Origin of the sequence: Vreelandella vilamensis, assembly GCF_031451755.1 — a bacterium.
GTDB classification, from domain to species: Bacteria; Pseudomonadota; Gammaproteobacteria; order Pseudomonadales; family Halomonadaceae; genus Vreelandella; species Vreelandella vilamensis.
The window spans coordinates 119,761-137,819 of record NZ_JARWAN010000001.1; the positions used below are offsets into that span (position 1 = coordinate 119,761).

13 protein-coding genes are annotated in these 18,059 nt (G+C 53.3%); 6 read left to right on the top strand and 7 right to left on the bottom strand.

The genetic code is table 11. The features are described 5' to 3' along the window. Positions 1 to 5 precede the first annotated feature (5 nt). Positions 6 to 662, bottom strand: coding sequence for a YecA/YgfB family protein (locus QC823_RS00555; protein WP_309654407.1), 657 nt, complete (start codon positions 660 to 662; stop codon positions 6 to 8). A gap of 35 nt (positions 663 to 697) precedes the next feature. Between QC823_RS00555 and QC823_RS00560 the strand changes: the two genes are divergently transcribed. From QC823_RS00560 to QC823_RS00570, 3 genes are all read left to right on the top strand, one after another. After that, positions 698 to 1,279 (top strand): SprT family zinc-dependent metalloprotease, encoded by a 582-nt coding sequence (locus tag QC823_RS00560; protein ID WP_309654408.1) that lies wholly within the window; start codon positions 698 to 700, stop codon positions 1,277 to 1,279. Positions 1,280 to 1,456: 177 nt separating this feature from the next. Next, positions 1,457 to 3,406, top strand: coding sequence for an acetate--CoA ligase (gene acs, locus QC823_RS00565; RefSeq protein WP_309654409.1), 1,950 nt, complete (start codon positions 1,457 to 1,459; stop codon positions 3,404 to 3,406). 242 nt (positions 3,407 to 3,648) lie between these two features. Then, the gene (locus tag QC823_RS00570) at positions 3,649 to 4,311 is read left to right on the top strand and encodes a response regulator transcription factor (protein ID WP_309654410.1); all 663 of its coding nucleotides are present in this window, start codon (positions 3,649 to 3,651) and stop codon (positions 4,309 to 4,311) included. 65 nt (positions 4,312 to 4,376) lie between these two features. Here QC823_RS00570 and QC823_RS00575 read toward each other — a convergent pair whose 3' ends face one another. The 4 genes from QC823_RS00575 to QC823_RS00590 form a co-directional block, all read right to left on the bottom strand. Next, positions 4,377 to 8,318 (bottom strand): hybrid sensor histidine kinase/response regulator, encoded by a 3,942-nt coding sequence (locus QC823_RS00575; RefSeq protein ID WP_309654411.1) that lies wholly within the window; start codon positions 8,316 to 8,318, stop codon positions 4,377 to 4,379. Between the two features lie 245 nt (positions 8,319 to 8,563). Next, complete coding sequence (locus QC823_RS00580; protein WP_309654412.1) at positions 8,564 to 9,079, bottom strand: hypothetical protein; 516 nt, start codon at positions 9,077 to 9,079, stop codon at positions 8,564 to 8,566. Positions 9,080 to 9,209: 130 nt separating this feature from the next. Continuing rightward, positions 9,210 to 11,006, bottom strand: coding sequence for a sodium:solute symporter family protein (locus QC823_RS00585; protein ID WP_309654413.1), 1,797 nt, complete (start codon positions 11,004 to 11,006; stop codon positions 9,210 to 9,212). Between the two features lie 6 nt (positions 11,007 to 11,012). Continuing rightward, positions 11,013 to 11,273, bottom strand: coding sequence for a DUF4212 domain-containing protein (locus tag QC823_RS00590; protein ID WP_309654414.1), 261 nt, complete (start codon positions 11,271 to 11,273; stop codon positions 11,013 to 11,015). An 886-nt stretch (positions 11,274 to 12,159) separates the two neighbouring features. Between QC823_RS00590 and QC823_RS00595 the strand changes: the two genes are divergently transcribed. The 3 genes from QC823_RS00595 (at position 12,160) to ttcA (ending at position 15,641) form a co-directional block, all read left to right on the top strand. After that, positions 12,160 to 13,977 (top strand): putative nucleotidyltransferase substrate binding domain-containing protein, encoded by a 1,818-nt coding sequence (locus QC823_RS00595; protein WP_309654415.1) that lies wholly within the window; start codon positions 12,160 to 12,162, stop codon positions 13,975 to 13,977. A gap of 73 nt (positions 13,978 to 14,050) precedes the next feature. After that, a complete protein-coding gene (locus QC823_RS00600) occupies positions 14,051 to 14,647 on the top strand; it encodes a 3'-5' exonuclease family protein (RefSeq protein WP_309654416.1) in 597 nt (198 codons plus the stop codon). A gap of 88 nt (positions 14,648 to 14,735) precedes the next feature. Continuing rightward, positions 14,736 to 15,641, top strand: a complete 906-nt coding sequence (ttcA, locus tag QC823_RS00605; protein WP_309654417.1) for a tRNA 2-thiocytidine(32) synthetase TtcA — start codon at positions 14,736 to 14,738, stop codon at positions 15,639 to 15,641. On the opposite strand, the gene fnr is transcribed toward ttcA, so the two are convergent. Then, the gene (gene fnr, locus QC823_RS00610; RefSeq protein ID WP_309654418.1) at positions 15,628 to 16,380 is read right to left on the bottom strand and encodes a fumarate/nitrate reduction transcriptional regulator Fnr; all 753 of its coding nucleotides are present in this window, start codon (positions 16,378 to 16,380) and stop codon (positions 15,628 to 15,630) included. The genes ttcA and fnr overlap by 14 nt on opposite strands. Positions 16,381 to 16,509: 129 nt before the next feature. Next, entirely contained in the window at positions 16,510 to 17,937 is a 1,428-nt protein-coding gene (gene hemN / locus QC823_RS00615) for an oxygen-independent coproporphyrinogen III oxidase (RefSeq protein WP_309654419.1), read from the bottom strand. Positions 17,938 to 18,059 lie beyond the last annotated feature (122 nt).

The following is an 18,059-nucleotide window of genomic DNA, read 5'->3' on the forward strand; positions in this document are numbered from 1 at the left end:
TGAGGTTAACGTTTTTTGCCTTTGGCCGGGGTTTTCTTGCGGGGTTTGGGTTTAGGGGCTTCCGGCGGCACACGATAGTGCAAGTAAAGGTCGAGAAGCAGTTCAGGAAGTTGAACGACGAGGGCCTCTTGACGGGGACTGTCGCTTGTCAATTCCGCCATATCGGGCTCATCATCAAATAGGCCTGAGAGCAGCATAAACGGCAGTAAAAGCGTGGCGGCGGCTTCTTCGTCGTCAGCAAACCAAGCGTCTTCATCGCAAAAGACGCCTTCCATGAACCCCGCGCACCAGTCGCTAATGGGGGTTTCTTCGGCGGGAAGGCCGTCGAGCGTTAGCTCAAACGGAAGCTCCGGCAGCCCACCCTGCTCAAGCACGGCCATGGCGTTGTCACGGAGAGCAACCAGCAAGCTGATGATCTCGTTGCGTTCGATATCACTGGCATAACGCGGCTCGCCCTGAAAGAGCTCGGCTAGCCACTCAGTCGCGGGGAGTTCACTAGGCGCCACCGCTAGCGCAACCATAAAACCATGGGCTGAAATCAAATCAAGGGCGTCGTCATCGACCCGCTCAGAGTCGAGAAAGTCATCCAGGCGATCAAGCTGTTCGTCGTCGAGTAGCGGCTGTGGGGGCGTCGCGTCTGGGGCGTTGTCGCGCGGTGACATACAGAGCCTCTAGCAGAAAAATCAAAAGGGAGAATGTGAGCAGTCTATCATTAAACGGCGGTCTTCAAACCCAAGCGGCGCCACTTCCTACTTGGCCTGAAGGCGAGTTAGTCGCGCTAGACGAGTCGGCGCTTATTGATGCCGCCAATACCCGAGTGGAGCAAGCCTGGCAGCGTTGTTGCGAGGTGTACCCGGCGTTGCCGCCACCCAAAGTGTGGTTTGACCTGAAAGGCGCTTCAGCCGGGCAGGCGCATCTAGGCCGTGGTGGGTTGCGCTTTAACCCGGTGCTGCTCAGTGAGAACCGTCGTGCATTTTTTGATCAGGTGATTCCTCACGAAATGGCGCATTGGCTGGTCTTTCATCTTCAAGAAGGTCCTCACTTAAAGCCGCATGGCCGTGAATGGCAAACCATCATGCGTGGCCTTTTTGGCTTAGCGCCGGATGTGACCCACCGTTTCGATACTAAACGCTCACAACGAGCACCTTATCGTTATGCGTGTGCGTGTCGCCAACACGCCTTTACCGCACAGCGCCACGCACGCGTTCGCAGTGGGCGGCGTTATTATTGCCGTCAGTGTGCTCAGACCTTGGTCTATTGTGGCTGCGAGGCGCCCTGAAATATTACATAAGCCTTTGTTATTTAAATAAAAAATGTTAATACCAATGTCTAAAGGGAAGGGCGCGCTTGGGGGTTTATGCTAGTAAGACATTCATAATAATAGCGCCGGTGCAGTAAATAATAATACCGGCTACATTCCTATAGAGAGTGCATTTCCACGGACAGAGGCAATTTCATGAGCGAACAACAGAATGTCTATCCGGTGCGCGACGATATCGCCGCCAATACTTGGGCCGACGAGAAAACGTATGCGGCCATGTACCAGCGTTCGGTAGATGACCCGGAAGGCTTCTGGGCCGAGCAGGCAAAACGCCTTGACTGGATAAAAGCCCCAAACAAAATCAAAAACTCGTCGTTTGACCGGAACAACGTGGACATCCGGTGGTTTGAAGACGGCGAGTTGAACGTTGCCGTGAATTGCATCGATCGCCACCTTGAAAAGCGCGGCGACCAAACCGCGATCATTTGGGAAGGCGACGATCCGAACGACGCTAAGCATATTTCCTACCGTGAACTCTACGAGCGTACCAACCAGTTGGCCAACGCCCTTAAAGAGCTAGGCGTGAGCAAAGGCGATACCGTCACGCTTTACATGCCCATGATTCCTGAAGCAGCCATGGCCATGCTTGCCTGTGCGCGTATCGGTGCGGTGCATTCGGTCGTTTTCGGGGGCTTCTCGCCTGATGCCGTGGCCCAGCGTGTGATTGGTGCGAACTCTAAGCTCGTCATCACCGCTGATGAATCCGTGCGTGGTGGTAAACAAGTACCGCTAAAAGATAACGTGGATGCGGCGTTGACCCGTGACGGTACCGCCGTGTGCGAGAACGTATTGGTCGTAAAGCGTACCGGCGGCGATATCGAGTGGAAAGAAGGTCGCGATCTGTGGTTCGCCGATCTGGTCGATAAGCAGTCGACTGAGTGTGAACCCGAAGCGATGGGCGCAGAAGATCCGCTGTTTATTCTTTATACCTCTGGTTCTACCGGCGCGCCGAAAGGCCTTAAACATACGACAGGCGGTTATCTCACTTATGCCGCGATGACGCACCAGTATGTTTTTGACTATCAAGATGGCGAAGTTTTCTGGTGTACTGCCGATGTGGGTTGGGTAACCGGCCATAGCTACATTGTTTACGGCCCGCTCGCCAACGGCGCGACGACGCTCATGTTTGAGGGCGTGCCGAGCTACCCAAGCCATGGTCGAATGGGCGAGATTGTCGACAAGCATAACGTCAATATTCTGTATACCGCACCGACCGCCGTTCGTGCCTTGATGGCCCACGGCGACAATGTCATGGACTCAAGCAAGCGCGATTCGCTGCGCCTGCTGGGGTCGGTGGGCGAGCCGATCAACCCTGAGGCATGGGAATGGTTCTACCGCGTAATCGGCAACGAAAAGTGCCCGATTGTTGATACCTGGTGGCAAACCGAAACCGGCGGCATCATGATTGCGCCGTTGCCGGGCGCCACCCCGCTAAAGCCAGGCTCAGCGACCAAACCGTTTTTCGGTGTGAAGCCTGCGCTGGTGGATAATGAAGGCAACATGCTCGAAGGCGCGAGTGAAGGTAATTTGGTGATCCTTGATTCCTGGCCGGGTCAGGCCCGTTCTATTTGGGATGACCATGATCGTTTCGTACAGACATATTTCTCGACCTACGACAATATGTACTTCACCGGTGACGGTTGCCGTCGCGACGAAGACGGTTATTACTGGATCACCGGCCGTGTAGACGACGTTCTTAACGTTTCTGGTCACCGCATGGGCACGGCGGAGATCGAGTCGTCGCTGGTGGCACACGATGCGGTGGCTGAAGCTGCGGTGGTGGGTTACCCGCACGACATTAAAGGCCAGGGTATCTACATCTATGTCACCCTCAACGATGGCATTGACCCCACTGATGAGCTCAAAAAAGAGCTGACCAAATGGGTGCGTAAAGACATTGGCCCGATTGCCTCACCCGATGTGATTCAGTGGGCACCAGGGCTGCCGAAAACGCGCTCAGGCAAGATTATGCGCCGTATCTTGCGTAAAATTGCCGCCAATGAGTGTGACGGACTTGGGGATACCAGCACCTTGGCAGATCCCAGTGTCGTGGATGAGCTTATTGAACACCGCGTTAATCAGTGATTGTTAATGCTGAAATAACGTACGACTGCGCATTGTTTAGCAGTTAATACTGTGCCGGCTAACAAGCCGGCACAGTTGTTTTTGAGCTAGCGCAGTAAATGTGACAAATTGTCTACGCGAGGCTTGGGAATAGAGAAGGGCATGGGGTACCATGCTGCCAACGAATACGTTGCAAGCGTGTGGCTTAGCGTCGCGACGAGTAGCGTGTTGTGACTGCTGCATAAGAAACCGGAGGAATATCCATGGCAATTGCCCAGAAATTTATCGTCGCAGACGACCACCCCCTGTTTCGTGCTGCGTTGACACAAGCACTGCGTCAACTAGCCCCACAGACGGAAATTGTCGAAGCTGACACCATGGAAGCAACAACGGAGGTCGTTAATCGCCATCCTGACGCCGATTTAATTCTTCTGGATTTACATATGCCGGGCGCCCACGGGTTTTCCGGGTTAATTCAACTGCGCGGTCAAATGCCCGATATTCCCGTCGCGGTGGTATCTGGCAGCGACGAGCGCTACGTGGTGCGACGTGCGATTGATTATGGTGCCTCTGGCTTTATCCCCAAGTCTTCTTCGCTGCAGCTGATTGCGGAAGCGGTGGGTGAGATTTTAGACGGAGAAGTATGGCTGCCTGAAGCGCTAGCGGGCGTGCTTGAAGAAACCAACGAAGAAGAAACACGTTTTGCTGAGGCGATTGCATCGCTTACGCCGCAGCAGTTTCGCGTATTGAATATGCTCACCGAAGGGTTGTTGAACAAGCAAATTGCCTACGAGCTGAGTGTGTCTGAGGCAACCATTAAAGCGCACGTGACGGCAATTTTACGTAAGCTTGGCGTTCACTCTCGCACTCAGGCTGTCATTGCAGCGCAAAAGCTTGAAGTCGAGCCACCCAAGGTAGAGTCATAAGCGGCTTCAAACGCTGACTTTCACGTAACGGCTGCTTCCATGTAATGACTGTTTTTACGTAACGACTACTGTGCCGCCCGGTTTGCTTGCAGTGTGCGGGTAAGCAGGGCGCGCAGTGCCGCCGGGCGAACTGGCTTAAGTAGCAGCTGGTAACCGGTACGCTTTACCTCCTCCGCGACGGCTTCCGTCCTGTCGGCGGTGATCACAATTCCCGGCACTGTCCCTTCTAATCGCTCACTGAGTGCTTCTAACGCCATCAATCCGGTGACTTCGTTATCGAGGTGGTAGTCAGCCAAAATGGCGTCTGGGTCGCCGTCCATATTGCGCAAGATTGATTTAGCGCCGCCGATACTGGTAGCGGTAAACACTTCGCAGCCCCAGCCATTAAGCATGGCCGTCATGCCTTCCAGAATGAGGGTCTCGTTGTCGATGCAGACGATCCGTGTGCCAGCGAGTTTGTTGCTGGCGCGGCGTAATTTCGGCTCCTGTTCGGTCTCGCTTATCTCTTTGGCGGCAACAACGGGTACGCTGACGGAAAAGACAGTCCCTTTTCCTTCCCATGAGCGTACTTTGATCGGATGGTCGAGCACACGACTCATGCGATCAGCAATCGACAGTCCCAGCCCCAACCCCTTTTCGCTCTCTTTATGCCGCGATGTTTGGTCTAAACGGCGAAATTCCTGAAAGATTTCGGAAAGTTTGGATTCCGGAATCCCAGGGCCAGAATCCCACACCTCAATACTCAAACGCTCGCCATGGCGGCGGCACCCGAGCAGTACGCGGCCCTCTTGGGTGTAGCGCAACGCGTTGGAAAGGAAGTTTTGAATAATTCGGCGCAGCATTTGCGGGTCGGAATCGACCCACTGCTGAGTCGTGACGACGTCTAAATCCAACCCGCGATCATCCGCCATGACATCAAACTCCGCGCGCAGCGGTCGAAAAATATCGGCTAAGGCGAAATGGCTGCGTCGCGGAGTCAGGGCACCGGCATCGAGCTTAGAAATATCCAACAGCGTGCCCAGTAGCTCTTCAGCGGCTTGAAGCGAGTTATCGATATGGCCGATGGTGCGCTGATGCTTTGCCTCTTGCATATCGTGCAGCAGCGCCGAGGTGAACAGCCGCGCGGCGTTAAGCGGTTGCAGTAAGTCGTGGCTCGCTGCGGCTAAAAAGCGCGTTTTCGATGCGTTGGCATCTTCGGCTACCTGCTTGGCTTGGCGTAGTGCCTGCTCGGCCTCGGCGCGCACGCGGTTTTCCTGGCGTAGCGCCGCATTGGCTTCTGAAAGCTCTTGTGTGCGTTCGCGCACGCGTTCTTCCAAGGTTTCGTTGGTCTCTTTGAGTGCAATTTCGGCTTGGCGACGTTCGGTAATATCTTGGTAGAGGGCAAAAAAGCCAAGAATCGACTGGCTATCGCCAAAGTGCGGTGTATAGGTCACCAGCATATAGCGCATCGTCCCGTTTAAGCGCAGGGCCACTTCAAAGCTGACGCGCTCGCCTTGCAGGGTTTTTTCTACCCAGGGAGTGCGTTCTTCGGCCTGCTTCAGCGGCAAAACGTCTTCGTAACGTTTACCAATCACCGCGTTACGGTCGATGTTGAAGGCTTGCTCATAGGCCCGGTTAGTAAACAGGTAACGCCCCTCTTTATCAAAATAGGCGATCAATGCCGGGACGTTGTCGGTGTAAATACGGATATTGTTTTCCGAGCGAATTAACGCTTCTTCGATACGCTTTTGCTGGGTAATGTCTTGATATGTGTAGACAAAACCGCCGCCAGGCATGGGGTTGCCTTGTACTTCCAGTACGCTGCCATCTTGGCGGTAGCGTACGTAACGATGGGGTTGCCCATCGCGAATATTATCGAGCAATAGTTGTACGTGTTCTTCCGGGTCGCCGGGGCCGTATTCACCGTTGTGAGCGTTATAACGAAAAATACGATCCATCGGCGCGCCGACGCGAATCAGGTGATCAGGAAAGCGGAAAAGCTCCAAATAGCGTTGGTTCCATACCACTAAACGCAGGTTTTGATCGACGACGCTGATGCCTTGATTAATGTTCTCAATCGTGGCTTGTAACAGCGCGCGGTTAAACTCAAGCACCTGCGAGGCTTCGTCGACAATCGAGATAACATCGGAAATGCCGATGCCGCGGCCTTGAAGCGCTGAGTTGACCACGATACGGGCGGAGGATGCCCCGAGCACCGAAGCCAAGAAGCGCTCGGTAAACTGGATAACATCGATGGACGCGCGGGTGCTTTCTTCCAGCGGTTTACCATTGCGTCGCGCGTAGTCGTCAAAGGCGCGTTTCACTTGACCGGCGCCTAAAAAGCGCTCACACAGAACTTTTAAGTCGCCCACAGTAGTAGCGCCTGTCCACGGGCGATTGACCGATGTTTGGCGGGTCTCAACGCTATCGACAAACAAAGAAGCTTGAATGCGCTCGATCACGCGCTGCGAGGTCACCTGGGAAACAAAGATGTAGCAGAACAGATTGACGCCAAGAGAGAGCATCACGCCGTGGGTAAAACTGTCACCGAGATTAAGGCCAAACAGCGATGTCGGTGAAAGCCACGTTAAGCCGAGAGGGCCACCGTCAAACCAAGTGTTTGGTAGCACACCGGCGTTAATCATGGCGGGCATGAGCAGGCTATAGGCCCAGATGGCAAAGCCGATGTTCATGCCGGCAATAACCCCCAGGCGGTTGCCGCGCTTCCAGTAAAGGCCCCCGATAATAGCCGGTGCAAATTGTGCCGCAGCGGCAAAGGAAAGCATGCCGATAGAGGCCAGCGAGGAAAACCCGGCAATCAAATGATAGAAGCCGTATGCCATGGCGAGTACGGCAACAATGGTCAGCCGACGCGTGCGCAGCACCAAACGACCGTAGTCGCGGGCTTTAGTGTCAAACCAGCGTAAGCGAAATAGCGCCGGTATGACGATTTCGTTAGAGATCATAATCGACACGGCGACCGCTGCCACAATGACCATGCCGGTAGACGCGGAAAATCCGCCGATAAAGGTCAACAGCGTTAGCCACTCCTGACCTGAGGCCATGGCCAATGAGAGGACGTAACTGTCAGGCTCCACCGAGGTATCGGCGAACATCCATAACCCCGCCGCGGCCAGCGGAACGACGAAGAACGCGATCGCCACAAGGTAAAGCGGAAATAGCCAACGTGCTTTGCTGGCATCATCGGAATGCGTGTTTTCTACCACAGCGACATGGAATTGGCGCGGCAGGCAGAGAATCGCCAGCATCGCGAGTAGTGTTTGTGCCCAGAAACCTTGGCCGAAATCTTGGTTTGCCAGCTGACGCTGGAGCTTCAACTGGGTTTCGGCAAAGCCCATTAACTCGCCAAGTCCGCCAAACATTCCCCAGGTAACGAACGCCCCGAGCACGAGAAACGCCACCAATTTAACCAGCGATTCAAACGCCACGGCGTGAATCAGCCCTTCATGGTGCTCGGTGGCATCGGTATGGCGCGTGCCGAAAAGTATGGCAAAGACTGCCATGACAATGGCGATGTAAAATGCGGTATCGCCAAAAAGCGGTGTATGAGTGACATCAGTGGCATCGGTCAGCACGTTAAAAGAGGTGGAAACCGCTTTTAACTGTAAGGCGATATAGGGGAGGGTGCCGACAAGCGCAATAAGGCTAGCAAAGGCGGCAAGCGACTGGGCTTTGCCGTAGCGCGAGGCAATGAAGTCGGCAATGGAGGTGACATTTTGGTGCTTGGCGACACGGATCATTTTGGCCAGTACCGGCCAAAAGAGTAAGAAAGTAAGAATTGGGCCGACGAAGATACTGGCAAACGACCAGCCAGAGGTGGCAGCTTGTCCTACGGCTCCATAAAATGTCCACGACGTGCAATAAATCGCCAGCGCTAAGCTGTAGATAATCGGCCGACGACGGCTAGCGCCATAGAGTCGCGCCCGGCGATCACCGTACCATGCGATACCAAAGAGTATCGCAATGTATAAAAGCGATACTGTAACCAGTAGCCCACCATGAAACATAAGACGCTCCCGCGCAAAGCCTTAAAGCACCGCAGCTTGACCATTGCCACTTAAAAAGGCTCATTTTAGGGGAAATTGCCCTAAGCGTCAGCGCCAGGGGGCAAGGTTCGGGGGAGTCCAGGGCTTTGCCGTTGACATCCGATCACCCTGAGCTTGTCGAAGGGAGGCATCTCGCTAAGTGTGACGCTCTATCGATTGGTCAGCCTATCCTTCGGCCAACTCAGGATGCGCGGTTGATTTCCCGTTTAGTCCTCTGAATGGCAAATCGCTGAGTAAATACCGGAATCTTGGCGCAGCATGCGCATGGCATCGACATCACCCTCGCCGGTTTCACTGTCAAGTGGCATTAACTCGCGTGAACGGCAGTTGAGTACATACGCTTGCGGTGTGACTACATCGGTATGATAGCGCTCAAAGTGATAAAGCATGAATTCGGCCAAGACGGGAGTGCCCTCGCTTAAGCGCACACTGTCACGGTCGATTACGGTAAATTCCTTGATGATCGGAAAGGCAAAGGTCCAGGGGCGCCATACCGCACTGCTCGTCTGGGTGGAGACGATTTCCGCTGAGTCTGGAAGTTGTGCTTGCTTGTGGTCAAACCAAGAGTATTCGGTATAAACCTGGTAGCTAAGCATCCCCAAACCACCGAAAACCGGCACGATCCATTTAGGGAGCCGCTTGGCGCTTAAGGTGCGCAGTAGTAGGCCTATGCCTGCAGCGGCAAGGCCGGCAAAGACGGCGGCAATTAAGTGCCAGATCATACGTTATCCTTTAAAAAAGGGGGCTTTCTGAAAGCAATCGGGCCTCCCTAAGGAAGCCCGAAGCGTTACTCGACCGGACGTGACACATATACCGCGCCCGGCTTCTTTGTTGCCAGCATACTAATAAGAATTAGTGGTCGACGGCAACACCAGCACCTTTGGGATAGCGAACGCTTTCCACCAGGTCCTGAATCTCTTGCGGAGGCTCTTCAGTGACGCTGGCCACTGCGAAGGCAACCGCAAAGTTGATGATAGCACCAATCGCACCGAAGGAGAGCGGCGAGATACCGAAGATCCAGTTGTCCGGTGTGTTCGCCAACATGTTGGTTTCTGGCACAAAGAACCAGCCCAGGTACGTAAAGATATACAGCAGAGTGGTGATAAGGCCTGCCAGCATACCGGCAACGGCGCCCTTATTGTTGATGCGCTTGGAGAAGATGCCCATCATCAGCGCCGGGAAGAGCGAAGCACCGGCGATACCGAAGGCAAGGGCCACGGTTTGCGCGGCAAACCCGGGTGGGTTGAGGCCCAGAAACGTTGCTAACAGGATAGCCCCCGCCATGGAGATACGCGCGGCCAACATTTCGCCTTTCTCGCTGATCTTCGGGTTGATCATGGTCTTGATCAAATCGTGGCTGATCGCCGACGAGATCGCCAAGAGCAGGCCAGCAGCGGTTGATAGCGCGGCAGCAATACCACCAGCAGCAATCAGACCAATAACCCAGGGCGGAAGATTGGCGATTTCCGGGTTGGCGAGTACGAGGATGTCATTATTGACGGTTAACTCGCTGCCTTCCCAGCCACGTGATTCAGCAACCTCGGCGTACTCTTCATTACTATCGTTGTAGACCTGGATACGGCCGTCGTTGTTTTTGTCGTCAAACTGGATCAGGCCCGTCTCTTCCCAAGTACGCACCCACTCTGGGCGGTTTTCGTACTGAATCGGATTAGTGGCGGCGTCTTCATAACTCTCTACTTGGCCAGCCATGTCGGGATAGACCGTTGTCGCCAGGTTCAAGCGCGCCATAGAGCCAACCGCCGGGGCGGTGAGGTAGAGCAGCGCGATGAAGACCAATGCCCAGCCTGCTGACCAACGTGCGTCAGCCACCTTAGGTACGGTGAAAAAGCGAATGATGACGTGCGGAAGACCCGCGGTACCAACCATCAGCGAGAGGGTGAACAAGACCATGTTGAGCTTGTTATCCACATCGGCGGTGTAGTCACGGAAGCCCAATGCGTTGACGACTTCGTCAAGTTTGGTCAACAGCGGAATACCCGATTCAGTGTGCGTGCTGAACATACCAAACATCGGGATCGGGTTGCCGGTCAGCTGCATGGCAATGAACACCGCCGGAATGGTGTAAGCAATGATCAGTACCACGTACTGCGCCACCTGAGTGTAGGTGATGCCTTTCATACCACCGAATACGGCGTAGAGGAAAACAATCAGCGCGGCGATCCAGATGCCCGCGGTGTTGGGGACTTCCAAAAAGCGTGAGAAGGCAACGCCCGCACCGGTCATCTGACCGATAACATACGTGACTGACGCCACGATCAAGCAGATAACCGCCACCAGGCGCGCGGTACGGCTGTAGAAACGGTCGCCGATAAAGTCGGGTACGGTGAACTTGCCGAACTTACGCAGGTAAGGGGCAAGCAGCATTGCCAGAATGACGTAGCCGCCGGTCCAGCCCATCAAGAACGTTGAGTTAGCGTAACCCCCTGACGCGAGCAGGCCCGCCATAGAGATAAAAGAGGCCGCGGACATCCAGTCAGCCGCGGTGGCCATCCCGTTGGTGATCGGGTGAACACCGCCGCCGGCGACATAGAAGTCTTTGGTTGAGCCGGCACGTGCCCATACGGCGATGCCGATATAGAGGGCGAAGGATGCGCCGACGAACAGTAAGTTAATTGCAAACTGACTCATGTTGGCTTACTCCCCCAGTCCGTATTTTTCGTCGAGTTTGTTCATCTTCCAGGCGTAGAAGAAGATCAACACGATGAAGGTCAGAATGGAGCCTTGCTGAGCAAACCAGAAGCCCAGATCGGTTCCCCCGACGGGAATGCCAGCGAGTAGCGGGCGAAACAGGATGGCACAGCCATACGAAACAAATGCCCAGACAACCAGGCATCCGATGATCGTACGGACGTTAGCCTTCCAGTATTCAGCAGCATTAGATTTATCGTCTGCCATTGTGTTGCTCTCCACTTGTGATTTTAAGGTTTGGAAAGTTAACCCAAAATAGCGTATGACCCACCAGGGCAATCGCACGTTTGGAAGTCACTCATTGATCACATCTACTGCCTGTGTGCTTACACTATTGAGTTGTTGTATTCAGTTGATGGCACCGAGGTCGTTAGTGACGTGCGATTAACCTGAATGACTCGCAAATCATAGTGGGCAATAAATGCGAAAATTAAATCCCAGACTTTGGTATCAAAGTGGCTTTTAAGAAAAAAATATTTTTTTAAATTATTGAAATTAAATGATTTGATGACTTTTAGGGGGTGAGCTTCGGGCCTTGATAGCACTATGGGATAATGGCTTTTTGGGCGCTTTTAGGCACATTGTTACATTGTTCGCAATGCTGTTGAGTGTCCTCAAGTTGCCAGCGACCCGACCGATGGGTTGGCTGTATAAACATGCTTCTTTATATTGTGGTGAGGCTATTTATCTTTAGTAGTATGCTCAACGTTAGTTGTATCCAACGCGTTCAATATTAAACGCAACGAAAGGATAATAGCGCAAGGTATAAGATAAATAGACTTGCTTAGTTCGCCGTAAAATCGGTATATCCACTATGGCTGTAAAAAAATGGTTGATAAAAATCATGGCTCATAAAAGTCATGGTTGTTCAATAAGCACGATGTTCAAAAAAACGATGTTCAACGTCACGACTGTTTAGCATCGTTTGAGCTAGCACTGCATCGCATTATCTCGCGACAAAAAGCAATCTCGCATTACAAAAGCAATAAAAAAGCGTTGAGTCGTTCTTGATCATTTCCATCGGCAATATTTCATGCTGGTGGCCAAAACCGCCGCGCGCGCACTTCCACGCGCTAAATAAGAGGTGACCACCATGGTCGAAGTGGATCTTTCGCAACCCCCATTCACGCTACTCGATGAAGCGGGTAGGGAGCACGTGCGCCGCGGCATGGACATGGCGTACTTTGACCGCGACGAGGTGATTTTGGAAACCGGTCAGGCTGGCGAATACGTCTTTTTGATTCATAAGGGTGAAGTCGCCGAGATTGACCCGACACTGCCGTCTTCAACCGCGCGTATTGGGCACTATACCGCCGGCGATCTGTTCGGGGCGATCAGTATTATCAATGGCAAAAGTCGCTACCGGTTTATCGCCGAGCAAGAGTGTCTGTGCTACTTACTGCCCAAAGTCCTGTTTCAGCAGCTGTGTCGCACCTACCCTGAATTTAACGATTTTTTCCGTCAGTCGCTCGCTCATAAGGCAAGGCTGCTGACGGAAAAACGTGCCGAAGGGGGCGTCACCATGGCGGGGTTTATGCTCGCCCGGGTGAGTGAGTGCATGCGAGAGCCGCTTTTAATGGAAGCGGATACGGACATTGCCAGCGCGGTTCGTGAACTTAATGCCAGTCATGCTGATAGTCTGTTAGTCCGCCGCGATGCGGCTTTAGGTGTGGTAACCAAAACGGATCTGCTCAATGCGTTAGTGCTTGAGGGATTGCCGCAAAGTTGTCCGGTTGTCGACATCGCGCATTTCTCCTTGGTTGCCGTCGCACCTGCACAGTACTTGTTTGAAGCGCTGGTGCAGATGACACGGCATAAAGTCTCGCGCGTAGTGGTGATTGAGCGCGAGGCACTGAAAGGTGTGGTAGAGCTCACCGATGTGTTGAGCTACTTCTCCAGCCGTAGTTATGTGGTGAGCCTGCAAGTGGAGCAGGCCAATGATCTTGAGAGTCTTTCTGCCGCCAGCCACCGCACGCCGGAACTGGTGAACGCGCTCATGGCTCAAGGCGTAAAATTGCGCTTTGCCATGGACCTTCTTGCTGCCCTTAATGGCCGTATCATCAACAAAGCGTGGCAGTTTACGGTGGATGAGCGCTATTTCGACGACAGCTGCATGATGGTCATGGGTAGTGAAGGGCGCGGCGAGCAGATTCTGAAAACCGATCAGGATAATGGCCTGATCCTCGATGACGACTTAGCGTGGCCCGATATTCAAGGTGATATGCAACGACTCACTGATACGCTAGTGAAGTTGGGGTATCCGCCTTGCCCGGGCAATATTATGGTGTCAAATCCAGAGTGGGTAGGCACCGTCACTCAGTGGACGAACCGCATTGCGCGCTGGGTAGAGGCGCGCGACGGCGATAGTTTAATGAAGCTGGCGATTATGCTTGATGCGCATGCTGTGGCGGGCAACCCGGAACTGCTTGAACGGGTACGCAATGCGCTATTTGAGTATGGGTCTAAAGACGAGCTATTACTGTCGTATTTTGCTCGCGCTGCGTTAAGTTTCTCTACGCCATTAACGCTATTTGGGTCGTTGAAAAAGCCTCAGCACGGGATCGATATTAAAAAAGGCGGTATTTTCCCTATTGTGCACGGTGTGCGAACCATGGCGCTTGAACGGCGTATCACGGCAACGTCAACGCTAGACCGGTTAGACGCGCTAGTAGAAGATGGCCGTTTAAAGCGCCGTTTTGCCGACGACCTGGGTGAGGCACTGGCATTATTCACCGAGCTAAGGCTAAAACAACAATTAGACCAAGAGGGGAAAAACGGGCAAAAACGCTCTGACCGCGTGGTAGTACAAGAAATGTCCTCGTTAGAACGCGATTTATTGCGTGAAGCGTTGCACATCGTCAAAGACTTTAAACAACGTTTATCCCACCGTTATCATCTGGAGTATTCATGACAGGGGCGTTGATGAGTCATATAGCGTTGCTAGATCGGCACGTTTCTTTTTTAACGGCTCCTTGCGAACGTTGTTGCGCCGCGAAAGTGATCGCCGCCGCTATGCTAACTCTCCTTACGCGTGGTTGTTTCAGCCTTATATGGGCGAAGAGTTGGTAGCGCTCTCGTGCCATGGTGTTGAACACGGGGTGCTCAGTGTGGCGGCAGTCCCTTTTACTCAGCGGACGATTAAAACCAGCGATGCTTATGTCATGACGCTGTTGCCTTCTGAAGCGGCTGTGCGCCAATTCTCCTTGATGCTGTCGCAGCGCCAACATCAGTTACAGCATGTGCCACAGCGTACCGAGATCATGGATGAAACAAACCTGGGGGAGCTAGTGGCCCATATAGGTAACCGGCCGCTTTTGGGCTGGGGGTTGCGCCGTCAACTTAGTTTGCTCAACCAGGCGTTAAATACTCACTTAGACTTCACCCTGCCCAATGCGCAGGTCGATCTTGATTTGTTCAACCGGCGCGAGCTGCAGCGTCGCCAGCCCTGTATTGACCCGCCGGTAAGCCTTCGCCACGCGGCGGCACGCTTTCGAATTCCACTTTATTCTTTCAGTAGCTTGCTGGATCAAGCGAGCGCCAGCGCACTGCTGTATCAGCGGCTACAGCGCTTGACGGATTAGCCCTGCGCAGTAGCGGGAGACGTCTGCGTTTGGCGCTGAGTGCTGTTAGAATAGCCGCCGTTTTCTTCTTACCGGCAGTGATATCGCTATGCAACACGTTGACCATTTCGACCCGACCGTTTCTGCAACACCACGCGCGGCGCCTGGTAAGCCCAATGCGGGGGATGCCAAGCAGAAACGCGAATTTAATAAGCTGCAAAAGCGCCTGCGCCGCGAAGTCGGCAACGCGATTATCGATTACCGTATGATCGATGAAGGCGACAAGGTCATGGTGTGTTTGAGCGGGGGCAAAGATAGCTACACTATGCTTGAGATTTTGCGCAATTTGCAGCGCAATGCGCCGGTCAATTTTTCGCTGGTGGCGGTGAATCTGGACCAAAAACAGCCGGGTTTCCCTGAACATGTTCTGCCTGATTATCTTGATCAGCTAGGTGTTGCGTATCATATTTTGGAACGTGATACCTATTCGGTGGTGAAGGAGAAAACGCCCGAAGGTAAAACGACCTGCGCACTTTGCTCGCGTCTGCGGCGTGGTTCGCTTTACGGTTTTGCCGAAGAGATTGGCGCGACTAAAGTGGCCTTGGGGCACCATCGGGAAGATATTCTAGAAACGCTTTTTTTGAATATGTTTTTTGGGGGGAGTTTAAAGGCCATGCCGCCGAAACTGCTTTCGGATGACGGTAAAAACATGGTCATTCGGCCTTTGGCGTACTGCAAAGAGGCTGATATCGCTGAATTTTCCCGCCTAATGGCATTTCCTATTATTCCCTGCAATTTGTGCGGTTCCCAGCCCAATATGCAGCGTCAAATCGTGAAAGAAATGCTTGCCGAGTGGGATAAAAAGCACCCTGGGCGTTTGGAAAGCATGTTTAAAGCAGTAACTAATGTGGCGCCATCACAGCTTGCTGACCGCGAACTCTTTGATTTTGCTGGCTTGGAAGCAAAACAGGCCGATCTGATGGCCGATCGTATTCGCGCGTTTAATGTGAGCTAACGTCCGCTTCTTCTTCTTCGGAAAGGCAAATTAAACGCGGCATATCGAGAATATTGACCTCTCGGCCTGAGACGGCAACGACGTCTTGGTTTTGAAACCGGCTTAAAATGCGGCTAACGGTTTCGACAGCGAGGCCTAGATAGTTGCCGATATCGGCTCGTGACATCGAAAGTCGAAAACTATAAGGCGAGTAGCCGCGGCGTCGAAAGCGGTCTGACAGCGTAATCAAAAAACTGGCTAACCGTTGGTCGGCGGTTTTTCGGGAGAGTAAGCGCATCATGCGACGATCATCACGCAGCTCTTTACTCATGCTGCGGTACAGCTGGCCACGCAGCTCCGGCAGCTCTTCTGAGAGCAAGTCCAAGCGATCAAACGGGATTTCACAGACGGTTGTCGTTTCCAAGGCGATTACGCTGCCGGGGTAGTGCTCTTCATCGATACCGTCTAGCCCGACAAGTTCGCTGGGCAAATAAAAGTTGGTGAGCTGATCGTTGCCGCCCCCTTCCGTGGTGAGCTGCTTTAGGCTGCCCGAACGTACGGCGAATACGCTAGTAAAGGTATCGCCTTGGCGAAATAGCGGTTCGCCCTTTTTAAGTGGTGCCCGACGTCGAATGATGGCATCAAACTGACTGACATCGTCTAATTCTAGTGCCAAGGGTAAGCACAGCGAACTCAAGCTACAGGTTTGACAACGAGCCTCTTGTAACAAGGGGCGTCGACGGCTAATAGATTCCGACATGCGTTCCTCCATGAAAAATGATCTTTCTCATTATGAGAGGAACGGCACGCCGACGACAAGCGTAATCACGAATCCATCAGTGATTCGGCTTGCGATTAGAAGGTCAGATGGGCTGTTGGCATATCCACTTCATAAGATTCGTGAATAGCGTTTCGTCGTATCACCGGGTAAATGCGCGTCAAACGCCATGGCCAAGTGGCGAATCAATAACCGCCCAATAGGGGTAGCCCGCAGGATGTTACCCTCATGCACGACTAAGCCGTCTCGCTCAGCGTCTTCTAAACGCGCAAACGTATCAGCAAAATAGCGAGGCGCATCAATGTTCCAGCGCTGGCTAACGGCGGCAAAGTCGATCTGCATATCACACATCAAGCGTTCAATGACATCGCGACGAATCAAATCGTCTTGGCTCAAGCGTAACCCTTTTACCGTGGCGAGTTGTCCCGCATCTAACGCCTGCTCATAGCGGGCGAGGTCGGTAGGGTTTTGCGCGTATACGTCATTCACCCGTGAAATCGCCGAGACGCCAAGGCCCACTAAGTCGCATTGAGCATGGCTTGAGTAGCCTTGGAAGTTGCGCTGCAGAGTGCCTTCACGCTGCGCCACGGCGAGACTGTCATCCGGGCGAGCGAAGTGATCCATGCCGATGTGAACGTAACCGGCCTGCGTCAGCATGTCGATCGTGGTATGTAAAATCGCAAGTTTTTCTTCTGCGCTTGGCAGGTCATCGTCTTTGATGCGCCGCTGGGGGGGGAAACGCTGGGGCATGTGGGCATAGTTAAACACCGAAAGGCGCGCAGGATTTAACTCAATGACTTGACGTAGCGTGTCGGCAAAGCTTTCCTGGGTTTGATGGGGCAAGCCGTAAATCAAATCCAAATTAAGCGAGCGAAAGCCTAGTCGGTGCGCCTCATCCATCAGTGTTTCAGTGAGTACCCGTGGCTGAATACGGTTGATGGCTTTCTGTACCACGGGGTTTAAGTCTTGTACGCCGAGACTGATACGATTAAACCCTAACGTCTGCAAATGGCGTAGGGTAAAAACGTCCGCTTCTCGTGGATCAATCTCGATGGCGTAGTCACGATCAGGCGAAGAGGAGAGGCCAAAGCGAGCATCTAGCCTGTCGATTAAATCGCTCATCTGGTCTAGGGTAAGAAACGTTGGTGTGCCGCCGCCCCAATGTAGCTGCTCAACACTGCGCGATGTGTCTAGGTGGCGGGAGGTAAGCACCATTTCGCGGTCCAGCCGAGACAGATAGGGCTCTGCTAACTGCGTGTTTTTGGTCGCTATTTTGTTGCAGGCGCAATAAAAGCAAATTTTGCGGCAAAACGGGACGTGCACATACAGTGATAACGCGCGGTCAGTCTGATTGCTGCGCTCAAGGGCGGCGGTGAAGTCCTCAGCGCCGAACTGCTCGTGAAATGAAAGTGCCGTCGGGTAAGAGGTGTAGCGTGGGCCGCTTTTGTCGTAGCGGCGCAATAACTCTTCATCCCAGGCAGCGGGTTGGGGCGCTGCAGTGTCAAAAGGCGAAGAAGCAGCGTGGGCGTAAACGGCCATGAAGAGGGCTCCGGTGCAATGATGATGGCCCTATCCTAGCGCTGTGCTGTTATGAAGGAGTTGAGCTACGTCAATGAAGCGTTGATGTACACCCTTACTTATACGCGTTTATATCTGTTGTG

Coding starts and splice junctions, on each gene's coding strand:
- QC823_RS00555 (WP_309654407.1), bottom strand. CDS start 662: ATGTCACCGCGCGACAACGCCCCAGACGCGACGCCCCCACAGCCGCTA.
- acs (WP_309654409.1), top strand. CDS start 1,457: ATGAGCGAACAACAGAATGTCTATCCGGTGCGCGACGATATCGCCGCC.
- QC823_RS00570 (WP_309654410.1), top strand. CDS start 3,649: ATGGCAATTGCCCAGAAATTTATCGTCGCAGACGACCACCCCCTGTTT.
- QC823_RS00575 (WP_309654411.1), bottom strand. CDS start 8,318: ATGTTTCATGGTGGGCTACTGGTTACAGTATCGCTTTTATACATTGCG.
- QC823_RS00580 (WP_309654412.1), bottom strand. CDS start 9,079: ATGATCTGGCACTTAATTGCCGCCGTCTTTGCCGGCCTTGCCGCTGCA.
- QC823_RS00585 (WP_309654413.1), bottom strand. CDS start 11,006: ATGAGTCAGTTTGCAATTAACTTACTGTTCGTCGGCGCATCCTTCGCC.
- QC823_RS00590 (WP_309654414.1), bottom strand. CDS start 11,273: ATGGCAGACGATAAATCTAATGCTGCTGAATACTGGAAGGCTAACGTC.
- QC823_RS00595 (WP_309654415.1), top strand. CDS start 12,160: ATGGTCGAAGTGGATCTTTCGCAACCCCCATTCACGCTACTCGATGAA.
- ttcA (WP_309654417.1), top strand. CDS start 14,736: ATGCAACACGTTGACCATTTCGACCCGACCGTTTCTGCAACACCACGC.
- fnr (WP_309654418.1), bottom strand. CDS start 16,380: ATGTCGGAATCTATTAGCCGTCGACGCCCCTTGTTACAAGAGGCTCGT.
- hemN (WP_309654419.1), bottom strand. CDS start 17,937: ATGGCCGTTTACGCCCACGCTGCTTCTTCGCCTTTTGACACTGCAGCG.